The organism is Sorangium sp. KYC3313 (genome assembly GCF_052075895.1).
In the GTDB taxonomy this organism is placed as follows: Bacteria; Myxococcota_A; Polyangia; order Polyangiales; family Polyangiaceae; genus Sorangium; species Sorangium cellulosum_B.
On the sequence record NZ_CP197255.1, the window covers coordinates 3,140,804 to 3,161,667 of the forward strand.

The window sequence follows — 20,864 nt, forward strand, 5'->3', positions numbered from 1 at the left end:
TCGGATGCGTGACGTGCTCAGCCGGGCCGAGCCCCGTGAGATCGAGCTCAACCCGGGGACGACGAGGGGGCGCTCCTTCTGCGCGCTCACCGTGGGGACGGCGGTCTTGGCGTGCGCCGTGTCGCTCGGCGCCGACGCGCGCGCGGAGCTCGGCGCGGTTCACCCTGAGGTGCTCTCCGCGCACGCGGCTGTACGCGCAGCGAGAGGCCCCGAGGTCTACGCCGCGTTACGTGAGCTCTGGCGCACGTGGGACCGCGCGGACCCGACCCAGGTCGAGGAGGCGATCGCGTCGATGGCTGAGGCCGGCGCGACCAGCGCGCCCACCGAGGTCTATGCCGAGCTCCTCTCGGCGTACGCGCGCAGGCGTCGAGGTGATCTCGACGGAGCGGTCGCCAGGATCCAGAAGCTCGGGTTCATCGGCCGCTGGGCGACGATCGGACCGTTCGACAACGAGAACAAGGGGGGCTTCGAGCGGGCGTTCGGGCCCGAGGAAGATCTCGAGCAGCCGATGGCTGCGGGCAGGACGTACGACGGCAAGGCGCGCGCGGTCCGCTGGCGCGTGCCCCCCGAGGCGCCGCAGTACGGGTGGTTTGATTTCGGCGACTTCATTCGTCCGGTGGAGAGCGTCTGCGGCTACGCGACGACGTTCGTCCGCGCGAAGGCCGGGACGCGCGCTCCTCGGCCGATCTCGATCTGGGTCGGGGCAGACGGGGCGTTCAAGCTGTTCTGGAACGGCGCGAAGGTCCTGGCCGATCCGGGGTACCGCGAGCTCGACATCGATCGGTTCGCCGCGCCGGTGACGCTGCGGCCCGGCTACAACCGCCTGACGATCAAGGTCTGCGGAGGCGCGTCGGCGCCCAAGTTCGCGCTGCGCATCGGCAACGAGAAGGGGGCGCCGGATCTTGATCTGGAGGTGACCTCGGACATCGGAACCCAGGTCGCGGCGCCTCAGGGGGAAGCCGCTGACACGAGGCGCGCGGGCGGGGCGCGGGCGCAGGCTGGAGGGCCAACCTCCGGCGCGACGCGCGCCGCGCGCGCGGCTGCGATCGAGGGGCCGATGCAGGCGTTCGAGCGAGCCGCGAGCGCCGCTCGGCCTTCGCCCGCCGTGCTGGAGGCGTTCGCGCGGTACCTCATGCTCACCGGCGGCGACGCCGAGGGGGAGCACAGAGCGCGCGATCTCGCGCGGCGCTCCGCCGAGGCCGAGCCGAGCGTGCGTCGCTACCTGCTCGCGGGTCAGCTCTCCGAGGACAGGAACCAGCAGCGCGCGTGGATCGAGCGCGCCGCCGCGCTCGCGGGCGGTCGTGAGGACACCGACGTACTTCTCTCGCAGGCTCGGCTCGCGCAGACGAGCCCGAACTGGCGGGAGGCGGCTCCGATCTACGAGCGCATCCTGGCCTCCGATCCCGATCATGTCGCGGCCGTCCTCGGGCTCGTGGACCTCTACGTGGAGGCTGGGCTGAAGCGCACCGCGCTCGCCACGCTGGAGCGGGCGCTCGCGCGCCAGCCGAGCAGCGTCTCGCTCCTCCGCGCCTCGGCGGCGCAGCTGCGCGCGCTCGGGCGCGACACGGAGGCCGCCGAGATGGAGGCGCGCTACGCCGCGCTGCGGTTCGACGACTCGAGCTTCCTTCACCAGCAGGTCGAGCTCGCGGTGGCGCGCCGCGACCCTGCCGGCGCGGAGCGCTGGATCGAGCGCTTCCTCCGCAGCGAGCCCGACTCCGTCTGGGCCCGCACGGTCGCGGCGCGCACGTACCGCGCGCTCGGCCAGGGCGATCGCGCCCTCGCGGCCCATCAGCGCGCGCTCGCCATGGCGCCGGAGGACATCGGAACGCTGCGCGCGCTCTCGGACCTCTACGGCGAGGAGGGAAACCGAGAAGCGCAGCTGGAGATGCTGCAGCAGATCCTGGCGATCAGCCCTCAGGCGAAGGATGTGCGCGAGTACATCGAGCACATCGAGCCGCCGAAGCCGCGCGCTGACGAGGCTTACGCCTGGGCGCCCGACCGCTTCCTCCCGATGCGGCGCAACGCTGACCGGCAGTATCCCAAGCGCACGCTGCGCAACCTCACGGTCACCACCGTCTTCCCGAACGGCCTGGCGAGCCGGTTCCGGCAGGTCGTCTTCCAGCCGCTGACGGACGAGGCTGCGGCGAGCGCCCGGCAGTACGCGTTCGAGTACCAGGCCGATCGCCAGACCGTGAGCCTCCGTGCGGCGAAGGTCTACCGAGCAGACGGCAAGGTCGACGGGGCGATCGAGAGCGGGGAATCGGGGGCGAACAACCCGGCGCTCGCGATGTACACCTCGGCGCGCACGTTCTACGTCAGCTTTCCGCGGCTCAACGCCGGCGACGTCGTCGAGCTGCGCTACCGCGTCGATGACGTCAGCCCTCGCAACGAGATCGGCGATCACTTCGGCGAGATCGAGTTCCTCCAGGGGGATGAGCCGATCGCCAGCAGCGAGTACGTGCTGATCACCCCGAAGACCAGGCAGTTCCACCTCTTCGCGTCCGACCTGCCTGGCCTCGTGCGCGAGACCAAGGAGGACGCCGAGCGGCGCATCTTCCGCTTCTCTGCCGCCTCGGTGCCGCCGGTGGCGCCCGAGCCGGCGATGCCCGCGTGGTCCGAGATCCTCGCGCACGTCCACGTCTCGACCTTCAAGACCTGGGACGAGGTCGGCTCCTGGTACTGGGGCCTCGCGCGTGAGCAGTTCGATGTGGATGATGAGGTGCGCAAGCGGGTGCGCGAGATCACGAAGAACCTTGCCGACGATCGGAGCAAGGTCCGCGCGATCTACAAGTACGCGACCGAGACGCGCTACGTGGCGCTCGAGTTCGGCATCGAGGGGATTCGCCCGAGGAGGTGCGCGCAGACGCTCGCTCGTGGCTGGGGCGACTGCAAGGACAAGGCGACGCTGATCGTCACGATGCTCCGCGAGATCGGCATCCCAGCGACGATCGTGCTCGTGCGCACCCGCATGCGAGGCGACATCGGGCCGGAGCCCGCGAGCCTTGCTCCGTTCGACCACGCGATCGCGTACGTGCCGTCGCTCGACCTGTACCTCGACGGAACGGCGGAGCACTCGGGCTCGACGGAGCTTCCGATCATGGATCGCGGCGCGATGGCGCTTCAGATCAACGAGGGCAAGCCGAAGCTCGTTCGCCTCCCGGAGCCTGCTCCCGAGGCCTCGGTCGTGCACCGGACCGTCGACATCGCGGTCAGCGCTGACGGATCAGCTCAGCTCGGGGTCGACATCCAGGTGGCCGGTGCGTTCGCGCCGGAGTGGCGGACCCGCTACATGGCGGAGGGGACGCGCCGTGACCGAGCAGCTCGTGACCTCGCCACGGATTTCGGCGCGGTCGAGCTGGCCCCTGGGAAGGCCGGGGTCGAGGTGAACGATCTCGAGGACATCGAGCAGCCGGCGAAGCTGCGGGCTCGAGGAAGAGCCGTCGCGCTCGCTCGAAGGGAGGGCGACAGCCTGTCGGTCCCGGCTGTCCCCACGCAGCGTCTTGCCACCGAGTTCGCCTCCCTCTCGGCGCGCACCCGCGACGTGATCATCCCCGCGCTCACCACGCGCCGGGATGAATGGACCATCCGGATGCCTGCCGGGTGGCGTGTCACCAGGGCGCCGCTGCCCCAGGACGTCGACACCCCCTTCGGCAAGTTCTCGCTCTCGGTCGAGCAGTCCGCGGGGAAGATCGTCGTCCGCAGTCAGATCTCCCTCACGAAGTCCCGGATCAAGCCGTCCGAGTACATGGCCTTCCGAACGTTCTGCGAGACGGCGGACCGCGTCTTCGGTCAGCGGGTGGTGCTCGGAAAGTGAGCGAAAGTGAGCGACTGAGCGACGACCTGACCCCCGGCCCTCCGGCGCGCCGACCGGCCCCCCTAGCCGCTGCCTGGACACTTGACAACCCCACGCCGGATCGCCATAAAGCGCCCCCTCTACGCATCCCTGCGGCGAAGAACAGCCTCTCCGGTGGTTCGGAGCGGTGGCCGCCGGGAGCGATAGGCATTCGGATCGAGGGCATCATGCCGAAGATGAAGACCAACCGCGCCGCGGCCAAGCGCTTCAAGGTGACCGGCTCCGGCCGCATTCGCCGCAGCAAGGGCGGGCTCAACCACTGCATGCAGGAGAAGAGCAAGAAGCGTCTGCGTCGTCTCCGCAAGAACGACATGGTCGATTCGGCGATGGAGAAGCGCGTCAAGCTGCTTCTTCCCTACGGCTGACCCTGGAGCAGTGAGGTAGATTACCGATGCCGCGTGTAAAGAGAGGCTTCAAGGCCCGTCGCCGTCGCAACCGTGTCCTCAACCAGACCGAGGGCTACTTCCTCGGCCGAAAGAACCGCTTCCGCCAGGCGGTCGAGGTGCTCCGTCACGCCTGGGAGTACGGCTACATCAGCCGTAAGCTCAAGAAGCGGGATTTCCGTCGCCTCTGGATTACCAGGATCAACGCCGCCGCGCGCCTCAACGGTACGACTTACTCCCGCCTCGTCAGCGGGCTCAAGAAGGCGGGCATCGCCCTCGATCGGAAGATCCTCTCGGAGATTGCGATCCACGATCCTGCGTCGTTCGGCGCCGTGGCGAAGCTCGCCTCGCCCGCAGCGGTGAAGTGACGGCTCCGCGGGGGGGTCTTCAGCCCGCCGTTCGACCACCCCGATGCGGAACGGTCGAAATTGGCCAAGGCCGCCCCCCTTTCCTCTCCAGTGCCCGATTATCCTAGTATTTCGTATAGTTGGTGCGCCTCCGCTGCGAGCGCTCCCTCGGGTTGCATCGCAGACGTAGAGTTCGGGGGCATCCCTTCGGCAGGGACGTGCGGCTGCCGTCGCTGACGCTGATCAGCCTCATCAGTGTGAGGCGATTAGGCACTGAGCAACTGCGCAGCGTGCATTCCGTGCGCACCTGCTATGCACCGCCGATGGCACCGTATGATCGTGCGATCAGGGTGAACTTCGACCCAGCCCGGTTCGACGACTGGCCGACCGTTCGTTGTCTCTCAAGGGGCTCTGCGTCCCCAGTCGAGGCCTGAGCAACCTAAGGCGTGATCCCGGTCCCCTCCCCGGGGGCAGACTTAGCGATAAATTCCGCTGAGGCTAAACAATTTGCCGGAATTTCTAACTCTCCAGGCGATCTGTCGCGAAAAATAACCTTCTCCGCCTTCGTCCGTCAGGTGAGGGCTCGACATTGCCATCGGGAGGCCCAGGTTCAGGAAACATCGAAGCTCACTGAGAGAACGGCCTCAGCGGCTAGGCACGGGCTCCTACTCGCTGGAAAAGACAGCGAAATTCCCTTACCTGTGCTGCGAGGACGGACCCACCGGACCGCGGAACGCTGACGAGCTCGAGGTGTCCCCAAGGAGAACAGGTTGCCGATGTTGTTGCGTCCCCGAAAGCGTACCCAGTCATGCAGTTCGGCCCGGTCGCAGCGAAACGCCTCGCTCGACAGGACATGGACAGCGCCTTCCGCTCTACATAGCGCACCCAGGCCGAGCTCTCAAACGGGAGAAGCGGGAACGCACGCTAAAAAAGGCACTGTTTTTGCTTCTGGAGCTGGGCTGCTACCGGGGACTGGCGCAGGAGCATCATTCTGCAAGAGCAGACCTGCCTCAGGTGAGAAGAGTTCGACCGGAATCAAAAGAAAGCACCAGCGGTTGCCAGTCTCAACGGGGGCTCCTTCGGTCAGCTCCTCCCCTCTGTTTGGCACGAAATCCTCTCGCCTGCCGTCAAAAGGTGGCGAGACATTTCAATCTCGCAAGGTCAGCCGTTTAGAAGTGAACGCCGACACAAAGACCAAGATGAGCACGTCGACCGCCCGCCGTCCAGAAACTGCGCGGAGAAACGCCAAGTCCTCTGCTGTAGGTGCCTCTGCGCGGCTCGCGGCATCCAAGAGCTCGCAGGGGGCCGAGACCGCATCGGCTCCCCGGCGGGGGGCATCGCAGACCACCGAGTTGGAGGTCTCCGAGGTCGAAGATTTCGGGGACAACCAGTCGCCGCGCTCGCACTTTCAAGGAGCTACCACCGTGGAGGGAGCCGCCATGAGGTCGACCAAGAGCAACGCCACTGTAGTGAAGGGCGACCCGCTCGCTCAGGGTGGGACGGCCACGCCGGAAATCGCAGCGCTCGGCCTTCTGGAAGACGACCAGACGGAGGAGACGGCCGTGCGACCCCGCCCGGCCGAGATCCTCGATGAGGAGCGGGCGGCTGACTTCATCGATCTGGACCTTGGGCCGCTCGATCGGCTGCCTCAGCCCGAGCGTGCGAGGAACCAGGATCGGGAGCTGAAGGATGTCGAGGACGGGGGCGGCGACTCGATGCTCGCCCGCTATTTCCGCGACATGGCGCTCCACCCCGTCATGGGGCCGGACGAGGAGCTCGACACCGCGCGGGCGGTTGAGCGCACGGAGGTGGAGCATTGGGTGGCTCTCCTCTCCTACCTGCCTGCGGCCGAGTTCATCCTCACCGCGCTCGAGGAGGACGTCGTCAAGGCGGGTGAGGACGAGGTGAAGGCTCCTCAGATCGCGGAGATGCAGAAGCTCGTTCGCCTGGCGAAGAAGCAGAAGGGAAAGCTGCTCGCCGAGCAGGAGAAGCCGTGGACCCAGCTCTCCGAGGAGCTCGCTGCGGCCGTCCGCCTGCCGGACTCGGATCGCCTCTGGATGGCGCGTGCCTTCAGCATCGCGCGCGATCTCGTGCGCGAGCCCGACTTCGAGGACGACGTGAGCGATCCCGAGGAGACCCGCCCCACGCGGCCGAGGCTCCCGATGTCTGGCTCCTACCGCCGTTACCTCGATCGGGTCGAGCGGTCCTTCCAGGCGCAGCACGACGCGAAGAACCGCTTCGTGAAGGCCAACCTGCGGCTCGTCGTGTCGATCGCGCGGCGTTACAACCGCGGGCGCCTGCCGCTCATCGATCTGATCCAGGAAGGCAACATCGGCCTGATGAAGGCGGTCGAGCGCTTTGACCACAGCCGTGGCTACCGCTTCTCGACGTATGCATCGTGGTGGATCAGGCATGCGATCAGCCGCGCCTTGGCCGACAAGGGCCGCGCGGTCCGCATCCCGGTCCACATGCTCGATACGTACAACCGCGTGGCGCGGGCGACGCAGGCGATCATCGCGCGCACGGGGCATGAGCCGACCATCGAGGAGCTCGAGAAGGAGACGGGGGTTCCGCGCGAGAAGCTCGACAAGGTGAAGGACTTCTACGCGGAGACGCCTTTCTCGCTCGATCGTCCGGTCGGCGACGAGGACGGGCGCAAGTTCATCGACTTCCTCCAGGAGGAGAACGCGCTGTCGCCGTTCGATCACCTGGCCAACAGGAAGTGGAGCGACGAGGTCCGGCGTCTCCTGACCACGCTCACGCCGATCGAGTCGCGGATCATCCGCTGGCGCTTCGGCCTCGACGACGAGGATGAGCTCACGCTCAAGGAGATCGGCGACAAGTACAACCTGTCGCGCGAGCGCATCCGTCAGCTCCAGGAGCAGGCGCTCGGGAAGATCCGCAAGCAGATGCGCGACTACTGAGCGACGAGCTCAGCGCGAGTCGGTGAAGCGGCCGCGCGGCGTCATGCTGCGCGGCCGCTTTGCGTGAGCCGCCCGAACACGCAGCTGCGTGGGGGCGCGCAGAGGTGAGCGGGGGCCGGAGCTCACCGCAGCCCAGCGGGCCGACACGACAGCCCGCGCTCTCACGGCGTGCGTGCGTCCTTCCAGAGCTCGTCGGCGAGCGACTCGACGAAGTGGTCGATGGCCCTTCGCGCGGGGTCGATCTTCCCTGGGACGTCGGAGGCGAGCACGGCGAAGGCGATCGGGGAGCGACCAGGGGGCGCGAGGATGTAGCCAGACAGGGCCACAACCGCGGCGAGCGTTCCCGTCTTGGCACGGATGGCGCGCTCCTTCGACCACCCGCGGAAGCGGCTGCGCAAGGTGCCGTCGACACCGCCGATCGCGAGCTGCGCGGTGAAATCTGCGCCGAGCGCCGGATCGAGAAGCGCGGCGCGCAGCAGCCGGACGATGGCCTCCGGCGATGCGCGAGCGGCGTCGAACAAGCCCGAGCCGTTCCTCAAGACGACGTCTTGTCCGAACGCATCGAGCTCCCGGAGGGTCTCGCCGACCACCTCCGCGGCACCCTCGGCTGTGCCGGGGCGCCCGCGCTTCTCTGCGGCGAGCGTTTTGAAGATCGTCTCCGCGTAGAAGTTGTCGCTGTCCTTCCCGAGGGCGGAGAGGAGCTCGCCGAGCGGCGCCGAGCGGTGAGCCGCGAGGAGCCGCTTCTGGCGCTCACCGCCGAGCCGCACCTCGCCGGAGACGTCGACGCCCACCTCCAGCAGCATCTCCTTGAGCGCATACGCGACGACCAGGCGGGGATCGTCGACGCGCCTCGCCAGGCTCACCGCGCGGCCGCCCTCTGGGATGTGCCCGCTGAGGTGCGCGACGAGGCGCTCGCCGTTCGGTTCGAGCCGGACCCCGAGCTTCTCTGGTGTGCCGCGCCTCGCGGTGGTCACCGTGCCCCGGAGCACCGTGAAGCCCGGGGGATCGATCGCGACGGAGGCAGCCTGCCCTGCCTTCGACGGGCGCACCGTGAAGAGCAAGGCGTTCGCGTTCAGCGAGGCTGCCGCGACCGGGGCGCGAAAGGCCGCCCACTCCTCCGGCTGCTGTTCGAAGGCCGGAGGCACGTAGCGCGCGTCAAAGTAGCCCTGGTCGATCGCGATCGCCGCGACCTTCCGGACGCCGGACGCCCTCAAGGCGCGCGCCATCTCCCAGAGATCACGCGTCCTGAGGGAGGGATCGCCCGAACCCCGGAGCACGAGCTCGGCGACGGTTCCGTTCGACGCGTCCCCGTAGAGGCCGGTCAGGTAGCGGTAGCTCGGCCCGAGCAGGCGAAGCGCGGCCGCTGCCGTGAAGAGCTTCGCGTTGGATGCAGGGTTGTACAGGCCGCGCTGATCGAAGGCCGCCAGCGTCGCGCCGCTGGCGACGTCGAGGGCGAGCACGCCGACCCGCCCCCCCAGGCGGCGCACGTCGGTAACGAGCGTCTCGACCTGCGCTCGAGCGCGCTCAGGGTCGATTTTTCGAGGTCCGTACGACGCGAGGGGCGCCGGGAGCGCGCTCGGCGAGACGGGGGCTCCCTGGGTCGGCCTCGCTGTGGGGGTCGAGCGGTCAGCGGGAGCGGCGCCGCTGTCGAGCGGCTGGGAGCCGCCGGGGCGGGCGAGGAGCGACGAGAGCACGAGCGCGAGCGCGGAGGCTGTACGGCGGGGATGTCGAGGCATGAGATGTCTCCGCCTCTACAACGCCTCCACCGCGGACGCCTCCTCCGGTCGACCGGTCGTCGTAGCCCGGCGTCGCTCATCGGTGCGCGCGTGTGCGCTCGGGGTTGTCCTCGGAAAGGAGAGCTTGCTAGGGTGCGCGCAGACGCTCCTTCACGCTCTGTTCGAAGGGAGGACACCGTGTCCCAGCAGCATTCGACCCGCGCGCTCTTGCCGCTCCTCATCCTCGCGGCTGCAGCATGCTCCGGCGCCAAGCCCAAGCAGGCAGGGGAAGACTACAACTTCGATCAGGCACCGTCCGATGTTGCCGCACCCGCCGAGACGGGGGGCTCCGGCTCCGAGGCGGAGAGCTCCGGCGCCGAGGCGGGCGCGTCGGCGGACAGCGGGGGCGGGCTCAACCCCGATCAGAAGAAGCAGATGGAGATCGCGCTGCGACGCGGAGGGGACAAGGCGGCGAACTGCGCCGAGGTCGTGCCCAACGCGCCGACGGGCGAGGGAGAGGTCAAGGTCGTGTTCGACGGCCAGAAGGGACGCGTGACCGACGTGCTGGTCGGGCCGCCCTTCGCAGGGACGCCCGCCGAATCCTGCGTGAAGCGCGCCTTCGTCGGAGAGATCGTGCTGCCGTTCGAGGGGGAGCCGCTCGAGGTCCCGTACACCGTGAAGCTGCCGTCCAAGAAGTCGGGCGCGGGAGCTTCCGGAACGAAGACGCCATGAAGTTCGCCTCGATCGCCGTCGTCGCCGCGCTGGGGTTGGCCGCAGCCTCCGCCGGCGCGGAGGAGCCGGCGGCGCCTCCGCGGTACCCGCCGTCCTCGGCACGCGTGAAGGTCATCGTCGGCGGGGTGGCCGTGACGGCGCTCGCCTACGGCGCGGCGTTCCTCGCCGCATCGTCATGGCCAGAGGTCCCTGGGGCGAGCGAGCTGAAGATCCCGATCGCTGGTCCATGGCTCGCGCTCGCCAAGAACGGCTGCGCCGCGGACGATCCGGACTGCGGAGCGACGCTGTACGTTCGCGGGGCGCTCACCGCGATCGGTGGGCTCGCGCAGCTCGCCGGTCTGGGTCTCGTCGGCGAAGGGATCTTCATGACCACGGAGGCGCGCTCGGCGCAGCCTTCGACCCCTGCGGCGCTGACGGTGCGGCCGGCCCCGGTGATCACCGCGACCGGCATGGGCATCGGCGTCGTCGGAACGTTCTGAGCCACCGAGGACCACGCGGTCCGCGCGGTGATGCGCCGGCGCCCGCTCACCGGCGGCGCCATGGCAACAGCGCGGGGCCGCAGACGGGCTTGCCGGTCATCCGTCCGATGCGCTCGATCATCAGCTCGACGCTGGCGCCGTACGGTACGCGCTGATCAGCGCTCCCACCGAAGACGCGGCCCGCGCCGATCACGTCGCCCGCGCGCAGCTCGACGTGGTTGCTGATGTACGCGACGGACTCCGCCAGCGAGAAGGTCCACTCGCCAACGCGCGAACAGGAACGCGTCTCGGCGTCGACGCGGACCTGGGTCCGCAGCGCCTCGACCGAGCCGAGCTCGTCGGGCGTGACGAGCACCGGGCCGAGCTGCGTTGCAAAGTCCTTCGCCTCCGACAGTGGGAGCCCGCGCACCAGCGACCGCGCCTCCAGGCTGCGCGCGGTCCAGTCGTTCAGCACGGTGTAGCCAGCGATCGCGCGCTCCACCTCCTCCGGGGCGGCGCGCCGCAGATCCTCGCCGAGGACCACCGCGAGGTTCAGCTCGTAGTCGGGCCTGTCCTCGAGCGGGGGGAAGGGGATCTCGGCAGCATGTCCAAGCAGCGCGCGGCTGTTGCCGAACCGATACCAGGGGCGCTCGGCGCCGCGCGCGTAGGGGCCGAGCTGGATGTACGCCGCGCGGTCGGTGGCGCAGGGAGGCAACCACAAGATCGTGGCTGGGTGCAGATGCGTCGACGCGGGACGATCTCCGCTGAGCAGCCGATCATCCAGCGCGTGAAGGCCGGCGCAACGGAGCGCCACCACGCGCGTGTGAAAGTCCGACACGCCGCGGATGTCCGCGAGCTTCGTCCCGAAGTGGCGCTCCAGCTCCGCGACGTCGTAGAGCGCACCGTCCCGTTCGAGCGCTACGACCGGGGTGGACGTCGCGAGCTGGAGCACGTGCGCGATTCTCATGGCGTGACCAGGCCCGCCGGCAGCCGGCGGAGCGTACCATCCCGATCCGCCGGAGCTCTCAGGCCCGCGGAGCCCCCGGCGCCTACGCCTGCGGCCGGCGGTCGGTGTCCGATCCCGAGGGACTCGACCCTTCTTGGGACATCGGATTGTCCTTTGCATTGACGCGCTGGGAGAGCGGCCTAGAATGCCGGCGGATTCAGAGCGGCATCACGTCGCGCAGGCTTGCCGTGGGTCCCTGCCGGTTGCAGATGGGCTCGTACGGTAGGTCAGGTTCTGTTGCCGGCGCGGGGTTCCCCGTCGCGGGGTTTCCTCCGGCTTCGGTCCTGCTGACGGGGCCGTGCGGCTTGTAAGCCGGGCAAGGTATTTGCCGTGGACAGCCGACCCTCGGCGGCGCTCACCTTGGAGCGCCGCTCGAGGGACTGGTTACAGGCGCGCACACGGCGCAGCGGAGCGATGGGTCATGAGCAAGCGGACCAAATTCGTCTTCGTCACAGGCGGAGTCGTATCGTCGATCGGCAAGGGACTGGCTGCGGCCTCGATCGGGGCGCTGATGGAGTCCCGTGGGTTGAAGGTCACCCACCTCAAGCTGGACCCGTACATCAATGTCGATCCCGGCACGATGTCCCCCTACCAGCACGGCGAGGTCTTCGTCACAGACGATGGCGCGGAGACCGATCTCGATCTCGGGCACTACGAGCGCTTCACGCTCGCCCGGATGAGCCGTCAGAACAACTTCACCACCGGCCGCGTCTACGAGGCGGTCATCTCGAAGGAGCGCCGCGGCGAGTACCTCGGGGCGACGGTGCAGGTGATCCCGCACGTCACGGACGAGATCAAGCTGCGCATCCGTTCTGCTGCGGACGGGGCTGACGTCGCGATTGTCGAGGTCGGCGGTACCGTGGGTGACATCGAGTCGCTTCCGTTCATCGAGGCGATCCGCCAGCTCAAGGTGGAGTCGGGCGCGCAGAACGCGATCTCGGTGCACGTCACGCTGGTGCCGTTCATCGCGACGGCGGGCGAGCTGAAGACGAAGCCCACCCAGCACTCGGTGAAGGAGATGCGCGAGATCGGCATTCAGCCGGACATCCTCCTCTGCCGCTGCGATCGGCCGCTCCCGCGCAGCATGAAGGAGAAGATCTCCCTCTTCTCGAACGTCGCCGTCGACTGCGTGATCGCGGCCGTCGACGTCGACTGCATCTACGAGCTCCCCCTCGTGCTCCACGCCGAGGGGATCGACGAGAAGATCACGGAGCTGCTCAACATCTGGGCGAGGCAGCCGGACCTGTCGCCGTGGCAGCGCATCGTCGAGCGATTCAAGAAGCCGTCCCGCGGCATCGTGAAGATCGGCGTCGTCGGCAAGTACGTGCACCTGCGCGACTCCTACAAGTCGCTGCACGAGGCGCTCGTCCACGGCGGGCTCCACAACGACGTGCGGGTCGAGCTCGAGTACATCGACTCCGAGCAGATCGAGGCGCGCGGCGCGCCCGAGGTGCTGTCGAACCTGGACGCCATCCTCGTGCCCGGCGGCTTCGGCGATCGCGGGACCGAGGGGAAGATCGAGGCCATCCGCTTCGCGCGCGAGGAGAAGATCCCGTTCTTCGGGATCTGTCTCGGCATGCAGCTCGCGGTCGTCGAGTACGCGCGCCACGTCTGCGGCATGACGGGAGCCAACTCCGTGGAGTTCGATCGCAACGCGGCCTACCCGGTGATCGATCTGATGCCCGACCAGAAGGGGGTCGTCGAGAAGGGCGGGACGATGCGCCTCGGCGCGTACCCGTGCGTCCTGGACAAGGGCTCGATCGCCGCGGAGGCGTACGGGCAGACGAGCATCAGCGAGCGGCACCGACATCGGTACGAGGTGTCGAACAAGTACCGCGAGGCGATGGTGCAGAAGGGGCTCGTGCTCTCCGGGACGTCGCCCGACCAGCGCCTCGTCGAGATGATCGAGCTGCGCGAGCACCCGTACTTCGTGGGCTGTCAGTTCCACCCCGAGTTCAAGAGCCGCCCCCATAGCGCGCACCCGCTCTTCGCGCGCTTCGTGCGCGCCGGTCTGGAGCGCCAACGCGAGCGCAACAAGGCCGAGAAGCCGAAGCCCGGCGATTCTGCCGCCGCCCACACCCAGCAAGCTGTCTCGTCCGTCAACTAGAGCGGGGTGCACAGGTTCGTGCGCTACGGGCTCGGTCGCTGGGCAGGCGAGTGAGGCGTGCGAAGCTACGCCGCAGCGAGCCGAACGACGCGGATGAGCGCGCGGCGCACCGAAGATGCGCCCGCGCGCTAGCGGCCCGCACCAGAGCTCCCGGGGAGCTCTGGCCGTCGCATCGACGGCGAGACGGGCGGCGCTGCGATGGTCGTCGAGGGTTCTGTCGCGAGCTCTTGCGGACGAAGGCGGCCCTGCAGCCTCCGTCCGCAGATCATCGATGACGAACGCCGCGCGCGGTCAGACGTCGCCGAGGCTCGGCCGGCCCAGCGGCGGGGCGTCAAGGGGCTCGGCGTTTGCGGCCTGAGGGGCGAGGAGCGGCGACCGCTCGCCGACCTCCTTGATCAGGTTCCGCTGCAGCACGTGCGCCGGCGCGGTCCTGAGCTCCCAGATCAGGCCGAGCTTCTCCATCGCGCGCAAGACGTAGAAGCTGACGTCGATCTCCCACCAGAAGAAGCCCTGGTTCGCGCTGCTCATGTAGTGGTGGTGGTTGTTGTGCCAGCCCTCGCCGAGGGTGATCAGCGCGAGCCAGAAGTTGTTGCGGCTCGTGTCGGTCGTTGCGTAGCGCCGCGAGCCAAACACGTGCGCGAGGGAGTTGATCGTGAACGTGCCGTGCATGAGCGCGCACGTCGACACGACATAGCCCCACAGGAACGCGTCGTAGCCGCCCACCGCGAAGAGCAGCGCCATCATGCCGAGCGGCCCGACCACGTGGTAGCGGTCGAGCCAGCGGAGCTCAGGGAAACCCGCGAAGTCGGGGATGCGCTTCAGGTCCAGCTCCTCGTGCTCGCGGCCGAGCCACCAACCCATGTGCGCGTACCAGAACCCCTTGCGGAGCGGGCTGTGGACGTCGCGCTCGGTGTCCGAGTACTTGTGGTGGACGCGGTGCGTCCCCCCCCACCACAGCGGGCCCTTCTGCGTCGCCGTGGTGCCGAGCAGCGCAAGCAGGAACTGCAGGCCGCGGCTCGTCTTGTAGCTACGGTGCGAGAAGTACCGGTGGTAGACCGCCGTGATCGCGAACATCCGGACGACGTACGTGGCCGCGGCGAGCGCCGCGAGCTTCCACGTGGCACCTCGGAGGATGGCGACCACGGCGCCCACGTGGATCGCAGTGATCCCCAGCACGTTGAAGATCTGGCCGAGGCTGGGGCCAGGTTTCGGTACGACGACCCGTGTAGGGCTCGATGCAGGCGCTTGCGTCATGGGTTCCAAAGTGGATGGAGCATCGAGCACGCCCGTCACTGGGGCTCACGACGCTGGTCATGATTCCGTCATGCGATGCGGCAGCCGGCTCGCCGACGGATCGGCGCAGGGCGTCGGCGAGCGCGCGGCCTCAGGGGCGCAGGGAGAGGACGTCGATGGCTGGCCCGGCGGAGACCCGGATCTCGCTCGCTCGGAGGGGATCGCCGTCGAGGATGTAGGGGCCGTCGCCGGGCGAGGTCGCGCTGGTCTCGGCGCCGAACCGGACCGTGAAATCTTGGACGAGGTCGTCGAAGTGGTCCCTGCCGCCGATCCGGCGGCCCGCGAGGACGAGCGGAGCGCGCGGCCCGAGCTCTCGAGGGGGCAGGGCGCTGGCGACGAGGTGAGGGCGATCGAGATCCTCGCCTGCCCGGTAGGTGACCAGCATGTGGATCCCGAGGTCACGCACTGCAGACGAGCAGATGAGCGACCAGGCGCGTGGGGCGAGCTGCCGCCCCTCCACGTCGATCGTGCAGGGCAGCGGGTCGAGGACGCGGCGCGCGTGGGCGCCGCCGTAGAAGGACTCGATGAACACCCGCGCCACGATGCGCGCAGCGGCGCCGTAGCCGTCGCCTCCGCGCTCGTAGTAGACATCGAAGAAGCTGGCCACGAGCCCGGTGCCGAAGATGAAGCCGATGCGCTCCTCGACGCCGCTGCGGGTCGTCGCGCGCACGCGCAGGGTGGGCCGGCGGACGGCGCCATGGATGGCCGCGCCGCTCGGGAGGCCGCGAACCTCGCTGACCGTCCGCGCGAGGAGCACAGCCGGATCTCCGGTCATGCCCCAGTTCCGCGCGACGGTTGCCACGGTGCCGCCTGGCAGCAGGACAAGAGGCGGCAGCGAGCGCTCGCCAAAGGCGCGCGCGAGGGCCGTGACGCCGGCCATGAAGCTGCCGTCGCCGCCCGAGAGCGCGACGAGATCCGTGCGTCGCCGGGCGAGCCGCTCGCAGACCTCCGCGAGCTCCGCGACGTTCGAGGTCGGGTGGAGCTCCGCCGCGCCAGCGCACGCGGCCGCCATGCGGTCGATGAGCGACGGCCTCGCCCGGTACCGGCGCGCCGTGGTGTTGACGATGACGTCGATACGCATGGTGCCGGAATGTGACCGCCCTATAAAACGGAATCCCCGGGTGGTCGAGCCGAAGGGGCTTCGAACGCGAACTTCGGCGCGGTAAGAGGCGCGTCATGCGCCGCGTGCTCTCCCGGTCGATCCTCGCCGGCCTCCTCTCGTTCGCCGCCGTCACCGGCTGCGCGAGCTCGGCCTCCCTGCGCGCAGCCGAGGCGGGCAGGTTCGACGAGCTGCGCCGCACGTTGAGCGACGAGCTCCGCCGCGGCACGCTGGACAGCGAGGGCGCACGAGCGATCGCCCGCGCGGTCGCGCAGGGGGAGATCGCGCGCGCGACGCCGCCATCGGGCGCCGATCGGCTGCGCGAGCTCCGGACGTGCGCGCGCGCGCTGGAGGACGCGCTCGCCGAGCGCGCCGCGGGCTCGGACGCGATCGCGACCGCCGCGGCGATGATCCTCCTCGAGGCGGGGCTCACCGACCCGGAGAGCGTGAAGCGGTACGCGAGCGACGCGGCGGCCGGGAGATACCCCGGCAAGGACACGGCGCTCCGCGCGCTGGAGACGCGGGCGCTCATCACAGCCGACGACGGCGCGGTGCGCCGCTCGCGGATGCTCGACGGAGATCAGGAGGTCCGCGTCTCGGCGCTTCGCGCCGCCGCCGCGGCAGCGGACCCGAGCGATCGGGAAGCGCTGCTCGCGGCGGCGCGGCTCGATCCTTACCCGCTCGCGCGGACGCTGGCGATCCGCGCCGCCGGGGCGCTCGGCGGTCAGGAGGTCGTGCTGGCGCTGCGCGATGTCTGGACCCTCTCGGATGAACCCGGGCGCGAGGCGATCGCCGAAGCGTGGGCGACGTCGCGCGCGCTGGACGGCGGCGGGCGCGCGCAGCTCCGCTGGGCGATCTCCACCCAGCGCGGCGCGCCCGCGATCGCCGCCGCGCGCGCGCTGGTCCGCGCGGGAGGCGAGGGCGCCGGCGAAGCGGTCTCCGTCCTCATCGGCTCCATCCGCTCCAGCCAGAGCCGGGATCGCGTCTACGCCATCCTCTCGGCGCCGCTCCAGGACCCGGCGGTGCGATCTGCGCTCATCGAGGCGCAGGGCGATCCGGATGAGGCCGTGGTCTTCGCCGTCCATAGCCGCCACGTCGACGCCGCGCCGCGGGACGTCGCGGCGCGCGAGCGCTCCGCGGCCGTCGCTTGGCTGATGAAGCTCGCCGCGGGGACGTCGACGCGCGCGGTGCTCGCGCGGGGAGCCCTCGCACGTGCAGGGATCCGCGCGGTCGTGCCGCTGCTGGAGCGCGACGTCGGATCCCGCGAGATCCCGGTGCGCGAGGCGGCGGGGGCGGGTTTGGTCGCGCTCGGCGAGATCCCGCGCGCCGCATCGCTCCTCGCCGACGCCGAGCCCCAGGTCAGGACCTCGGTGGCCTGCGAGATCCTTGCGGCGTTCTGAGCGTTGCCGGTATGGCGCTCGCGGCGGCCCGGTCGCTCAGAATTTCGAGACGAGCTCGAGCCGCGCCCCCTCGAACGGTGGGAAATTCCGGCACACGCCCGAAACGCAACGCAGGCCCGCGCGCCGCTGTCCGACGAAGAGCTGCACGGTGTCAATGACCTGGTCGAGCACTGTCTCCCTCGACCCGGCTTTCCACTGAAGTCCCCCGTTGAAGTAGTGGCAGAGCTCGTTGCCCCTGCCGGGCGCACACCCAGGCTGTGAGGAGTACTCGTAGCCGAACATCGCCGCGAGATGGGGTGACCACTGGAGCGCGACGTAGTTGTCCCCTTCGACCCAGGACGATTCGAAATTCTCTGGCCTGTAACGGCGGCGGCTGTTGCCCTGTGCCTGGAGGGAGAACGCGCCGGCGAGGTGCTTCACGATGTCGTACCGGACGTAGCCTTCGCTGTAGAAGACGTCGCCGGTGTCGGCCGCATCGGATTGCCGAACTCCAGTCCAGGCGCGCACGTGCGAGCGGCGGCCATCGAAGTCGATCTCGGCGCCTGCCGCGGTATCCCAGGTGTCGGTCCGAAGGCTATCCGCCGTGTCGCAGTCGATGTTGTCACGGCGTTCCGAGAAGCTCACATAGCGTCCGAGCCAGGCGTAAATGGCCGCGCTCCGGTTGAAGCGGTAGTCCACGCGGGCGCGACCGCCCGTTACGCAGACATTGGGGGACCCGATCGGCTCGACGTAGATGGGCTCCGCCGTCGGAGGCTGGTTGTACGCCACGCCTTCGAACTCCGGCGCGTTGAACCCCGGGTTCGACAGCGGGGAGACGTCGACGTTGGCCGAGAGCGGGAAAAATCGCCGGTAGTGCTTCCCTTCGAGGGCGACGGCGAGCGGACCTCCGCGCCCGTTCGCCGCCAGATAGACCGCGTAGCCAGATATGTCCCTTGCCGGCTCACCATCCCGGCTGGGGCGACCGCTGCGGAGCTGCTGACCGGCCACCTCGACGTAGACGTCCCCGCGCTCCGCGATAGACGGAATACTCACCGAGCCGCTGAAGGTGCGGATCGTGTTGCGCTGCCGCTCGGGGGGGTTGCTGACGAACTCAGGGAACTCACCGGCGCACAGGCGTTGCTGCGCCCTGCGCACATCGGCGTCCTCAATGAGCTGGGCCGCGGCCACGCATCGGTTGAACTCCGCGGTATATGACTTGCGCAGCAGCAGCGCGCCGTTCGCTGCGAGCTCGACGCCCTTCACACCCGCCTCCAGGCGTCCGCCGAGCACGGTGTCCTCCAGGTAGTTCGGCCGGGCCCCCTCGATCGCATTGTAAGGTCGATTGTTTTTGTTGAAGTCGATTGTGGCCAGGTCGCTTGCGCCAGGGAAGCCGAAGAAGAGCGGCGACCCGTCCCCGTGGAGCCGCCTGCCGCTCGCGTCGTCGACGCGCAGGGGGTTCATCTGTCCGGCGAAGGCGGTGGCCTCCAGCCTGAACAGCTGGAAATCCTTGTCGAGCACGAGCCTGCCGCCCCTCACGGTCGTGTCGATGGCCAGCTCGTCCATCTTCCGCACGCTGAAGACGAGGCCGCGCCCGAGCTGCGCGTAGAAGTCGCCGACCGTGGCCTCGATGCCCGGCTGCGTGTAGGTGAGCCAGAGCTTCGCCGGGTAGACCGTCGTCAAATACCGGGAGTGGAGCTCCCGCGCGGCGTCGTCCAGCTCGAACGAGACCTCTTTGTTCAGGACCTTCCGCTGCAGATCGATGTCGGTCGCCGAGGGCCTGGGCACGTAGAAAGAGCCGTTGAGCCGCATCCCGAGCTGCAGGCGCCACCAGTTGAGCTGGGCGTCGAGCCGATCGACGAACTCTCCGTAGTTGTCGTCGAGATGGGTCGAGGGATAGCGGCGATCGTCGTTGCGATTGTCGAAGTGGTAGCTGACGGCCGCGGTGTTCACGACATCGAGCGAGAGCGGTTCGCCGCCGACGTTCGGGAGATCGACCGCCGCCGCCGGCGTGGCCGCGAGGAGGAGCGTCGCTGTCAGGCAGGAACGGACGAGGCGGAGCGGGCTGCGCACCGCCCGATCTCTACCATGGACCTTGGCGCCGTGGAGCGAGCGAGCCGCCGATCGCGCCGACAAGGCGCGCCGGACGGCCGCCCCGGCGCTACTGGCCAAGCGCCTTCTCGACCTGCTCGGTGAGCGCCGCCTCGTCGCCGGGCTGGTACCCGCTGCGCTTGTGAAGAATCGAGCCGTCTCGGCCGATGAGCACGGAGAACGGAAGCTCGCGCTTCGGATTGTACTTGGCGGCCACGGTCGTCTCCTCGTCGAGGAGCACAGGGAAGATCATCTCCCTGTCGTGGACCGTGCTGCTCACCTGCGCCCGCGACTCCGGTCCGTCGAGCGAGACGGCGAGCACGACGAACCCCTTGTCCCTGTGCTTCTTGTAGAGCTCGACGAGGTGGGGCATCTCCGCCAGGCACGGATCGCAGGTGGTCGACCAGAAGTCGATGAGCACCACGCTCTTGCCGGCATGGTCCGAGAGCCTGACCGTCTTGCCGTCGAGGGCGGGGAGCGAGAAATCCGGCGCCCGGCTCGCCGATGGGCCGCCTGAGGCTGCTCCGCACGAGGTGGTAGCGAGGCCGAGGACAATCGACGCCAGCGAGAGCGCGCAGCGGGTTTTTCGGTTCATTGGGTTTCCATCGCGAAGGGGCCGGCCTGAGCGGCCGACCGGCATGAGGGCTCAACGTCGCGGGCGCCCTCTGCGGCGCCCTGGCAGATTCTCCCTACACGCGCGCGCCGACCGGTGGTTCGACGAGGCGCGCACGGCGAAGCTCGTTCAGAGCTCGCCGTTCATGATCTTCTCAAAGGTTCGCCAGAAATTGCTGTTCTCCTCGGGCACGCCAGCGACGATCTCCATGATCGTCATGTCCTGCGTCCTGACGATCATGTTCGCCGGGAACGCGTCGGCCTGGAAAAGCGCGCCGAGCTTGTACGAAGGGTCGATCGCCGACGGGTACTGCACGTCGTACCGGGTCGTCCAGCGGTACAGGTCGTTCGGGACCGCCGCCTCGCCCGGGGTCCTTCCGTCTGCGAGCTGAACAAGGAACTCGCCGCCCTGGGGTTGATACTTCTTGTAGAGCTCGGGCAGGACGGACTCTGCCTCGATTTTGCAGGGGCCGCACCATACGGACGAGACGTCGATCAGCAGCACCTTCGGCTTCGGCTCTCCCGCGCCGTAAAGCGAGCCTTCCGGAAAGACCTCCGTCCCGGTCGGGTTGTAGAAATCGGCGAGCTGAATCGGCTGCATCGTGTCGTTGTGTTCGGCGGCGTTGGCGTACCCGACGAACTGATAGTTCGCGATCACCCGGTGGAGGCTCACCCCATACGGCCCAGCCGGATATCGAGCGTTCGCAGCTTGACCCGTCCCCTCGGGAAAAGGAGGAGCAGGAATGGGATCCTCTTCTGCGCAGCCGACGAGCCCTAGAGCCGCCACGACGAAAAGGCCCATCCCACCGAGAACCGCGTCGATTCGCATGATGCCACCGCCTGAAGTATGGTGTAGGAGTGCTCATTC

General features: G+C 68.9%; 15 protein-coding genes. 8 read left to right on the top strand and 7 right to left on the bottom strand.

Annotation, left to right across the window (positions count from 1 at the left end; genetic code table 11):
* The first annotated feature begins 4 nt into the window (after positions 1–4).
* From ACSRUE_RS12380 to ACSRUE_RS12395, 4 genes are all read left to right on the top strand, one after another.
* Entirely contained in the window at positions 5–3,814 is a 3,810-nt protein-coding gene (locus ACSRUE_RS12380) for a DUF3857 domain-containing protein (protein WP_441291163.1), read from the top strand.
* 206 nt (positions 3,815–4,020) lie between these two features.
* Positions 4,021–4,218, top strand: coding sequence for a 50S ribosomal protein L35 (gene rpmI, locus ACSRUE_RS12385; protein ID WP_012239854.1), 198 nt, complete (start codon positions 4,021–4,023; stop codon positions 4,216–4,218).
* A 26-nt stretch (positions 4,219–4,244) separates the two neighbouring features.
* Positions 4,245–4,604 (top strand): 50S ribosomal protein L20, encoded by a 360-nt coding sequence (gene rplT, locus ACSRUE_RS12390; RefSeq protein ID WP_437764349.1) that lies wholly within the window; start codon positions 4,245–4,247, stop codon positions 4,602–4,604.
* A 1,418-nt stretch (positions 4,605–6,022) separates the two neighbouring features.
* Positions 6,023–7,507 (top strand): sigma-70 family RNA polymerase sigma factor, encoded by a 1,485-nt coding sequence (locus ACSRUE_RS12395; RefSeq protein WP_441291164.1) that lies wholly within the window; start codon positions 6,023–6,025, stop codon positions 7,505–7,507.
* A 161-nt stretch (positions 7,508–7,668) separates the two neighbouring features.
* Here the strand turns inward: ACSRUE_RS12395 and dacB are convergent, their stop codons facing one another.
* Positions 7,669–9,243: a D-alanyl-D-alanine carboxypeptidase/D-alanyl-D-alanine endopeptidase gene (gene dacB, locus ACSRUE_RS12400; protein ID WP_441291165.1), complete on the bottom strand. Its 1,575-nt coding sequence runs from the start codon at positions 9,241–9,243 to the stop codon at positions 7,669–7,671.
* Positions 9,244–9,420: 177 nt separating this feature from the next.
* On the opposite strand from dacB, the gene ACSRUE_RS12405 reads away from it, so the two are divergent.
* Positions 9,421–9,954, top strand: a complete 534-nt coding sequence (locus ACSRUE_RS12405) for a hypothetical protein (RefSeq protein WP_441291166.1) — start codon at positions 9,421–9,423, stop codon at positions 9,952–9,954.
* Positions 9,951–10,433, top strand: a complete 483-nt coding sequence (locus tag ACSRUE_RS12410) for a hypothetical protein (protein WP_437711171.1) — start codon at positions 9,951–9,953, stop codon at positions 10,431–10,433. The genes ACSRUE_RS12405 and ACSRUE_RS12410 overlap by 4 nt, the downstream gene beginning before the upstream one ends.
* A 46-nt stretch (positions 10,434–10,479) precedes the next feature.
* Here ACSRUE_RS12410 and ACSRUE_RS12415 read toward each other — a convergent pair whose 3' ends face one another.
* Positions 10,480–11,364 (bottom strand): fumarylacetoacetate hydrolase family protein, encoded by an 885-nt coding sequence (locus ACSRUE_RS12415; RefSeq protein WP_441291167.1) that lies wholly within the window; start codon positions 11,362–11,364, stop codon positions 10,480–10,482.
* A gap of 475 nt (positions 11,365–11,839) precedes the next feature.
* Between ACSRUE_RS12415 and ACSRUE_RS12420 the strand changes: the two genes are divergently transcribed.
* Complete coding sequence (locus ACSRUE_RS12420) at positions 11,840–13,525, top strand: CTP synthase (protein WP_441291168.1); 1,686 nt, start codon at positions 11,840–11,842, stop codon at positions 13,523–13,525.
* A 291-nt stretch (positions 13,526–13,816) separates the two neighbouring features.
* Here ACSRUE_RS12420 and ACSRUE_RS12425 read toward each other — a convergent pair whose 3' ends face one another.
* Together ACSRUE_RS12425 and ACSRUE_RS12430 are read right to left on the bottom strand one after the other, a co-directional pair.
* Positions 13,817–14,779, bottom strand: a complete 963-nt coding sequence (locus ACSRUE_RS12425; RefSeq protein WP_437764355.1) for an acyl-CoA desaturase — start codon at positions 14,777–14,779, stop codon at positions 13,817–13,819.
* 130 nt (positions 14,780–14,909) lie between these two features.
* Positions 14,910–15,899, bottom strand: a complete 990-nt coding sequence (locus ACSRUE_RS12430; protein WP_441291169.1) for a diacylglycerol/lipid kinase family protein — start codon at positions 15,897–15,899, stop codon at positions 14,910–14,912.
* Positions 15,900–15,994: 95 nt separating this feature from the next.
* Between ACSRUE_RS12430 and ACSRUE_RS12435 the strand changes: the two genes are divergently transcribed.
* Complete coding sequence (locus tag ACSRUE_RS12435) at positions 15,995–17,317, top strand: hypothetical protein (protein ID WP_441291170.1); 1,323 nt, start codon at positions 15,995–15,997, stop codon at positions 17,315–17,317.
* Positions 17,318–17,353: 36 nt separating this feature from the next.
* On the opposite strand, the gene ACSRUE_RS12440 is transcribed toward ACSRUE_RS12435, so the two are convergent.
* The 3 genes from ACSRUE_RS12440 to ACSRUE_RS12450 all read right to left on the bottom strand — a co-directional run bounded on the left by ACSRUE_RS12440 (position 17,354) and on the right by ACSRUE_RS12450 (position 20,654).
* Complete coding sequence (locus ACSRUE_RS12440; RefSeq protein WP_441291171.1) at positions 17,354–19,366, bottom strand: hypothetical protein; 2,013 nt, start codon at positions 19,364–19,366, stop codon at positions 17,354–17,356.
* Between the two features lie 88 nt (positions 19,367–19,454).
* Complete coding sequence (locus tag ACSRUE_RS12445) at positions 19,455–19,979, bottom strand: peroxiredoxin family protein (RefSeq protein WP_441291172.1); 525 nt, start codon at positions 19,977–19,979, stop codon at positions 19,455–19,457.
* 147 nt (positions 19,980–20,126) lie between these two features.
* Complete coding sequence (locus ACSRUE_RS12450) at positions 20,127–20,654, bottom strand: TlpA disulfide reductase family protein (protein ID WP_437711158.1); 528 nt, start codon at positions 20,652–20,654, stop codon at positions 20,127–20,129.
* Positions 20,655–20,864: the final 210 nt, after the last annotated feature.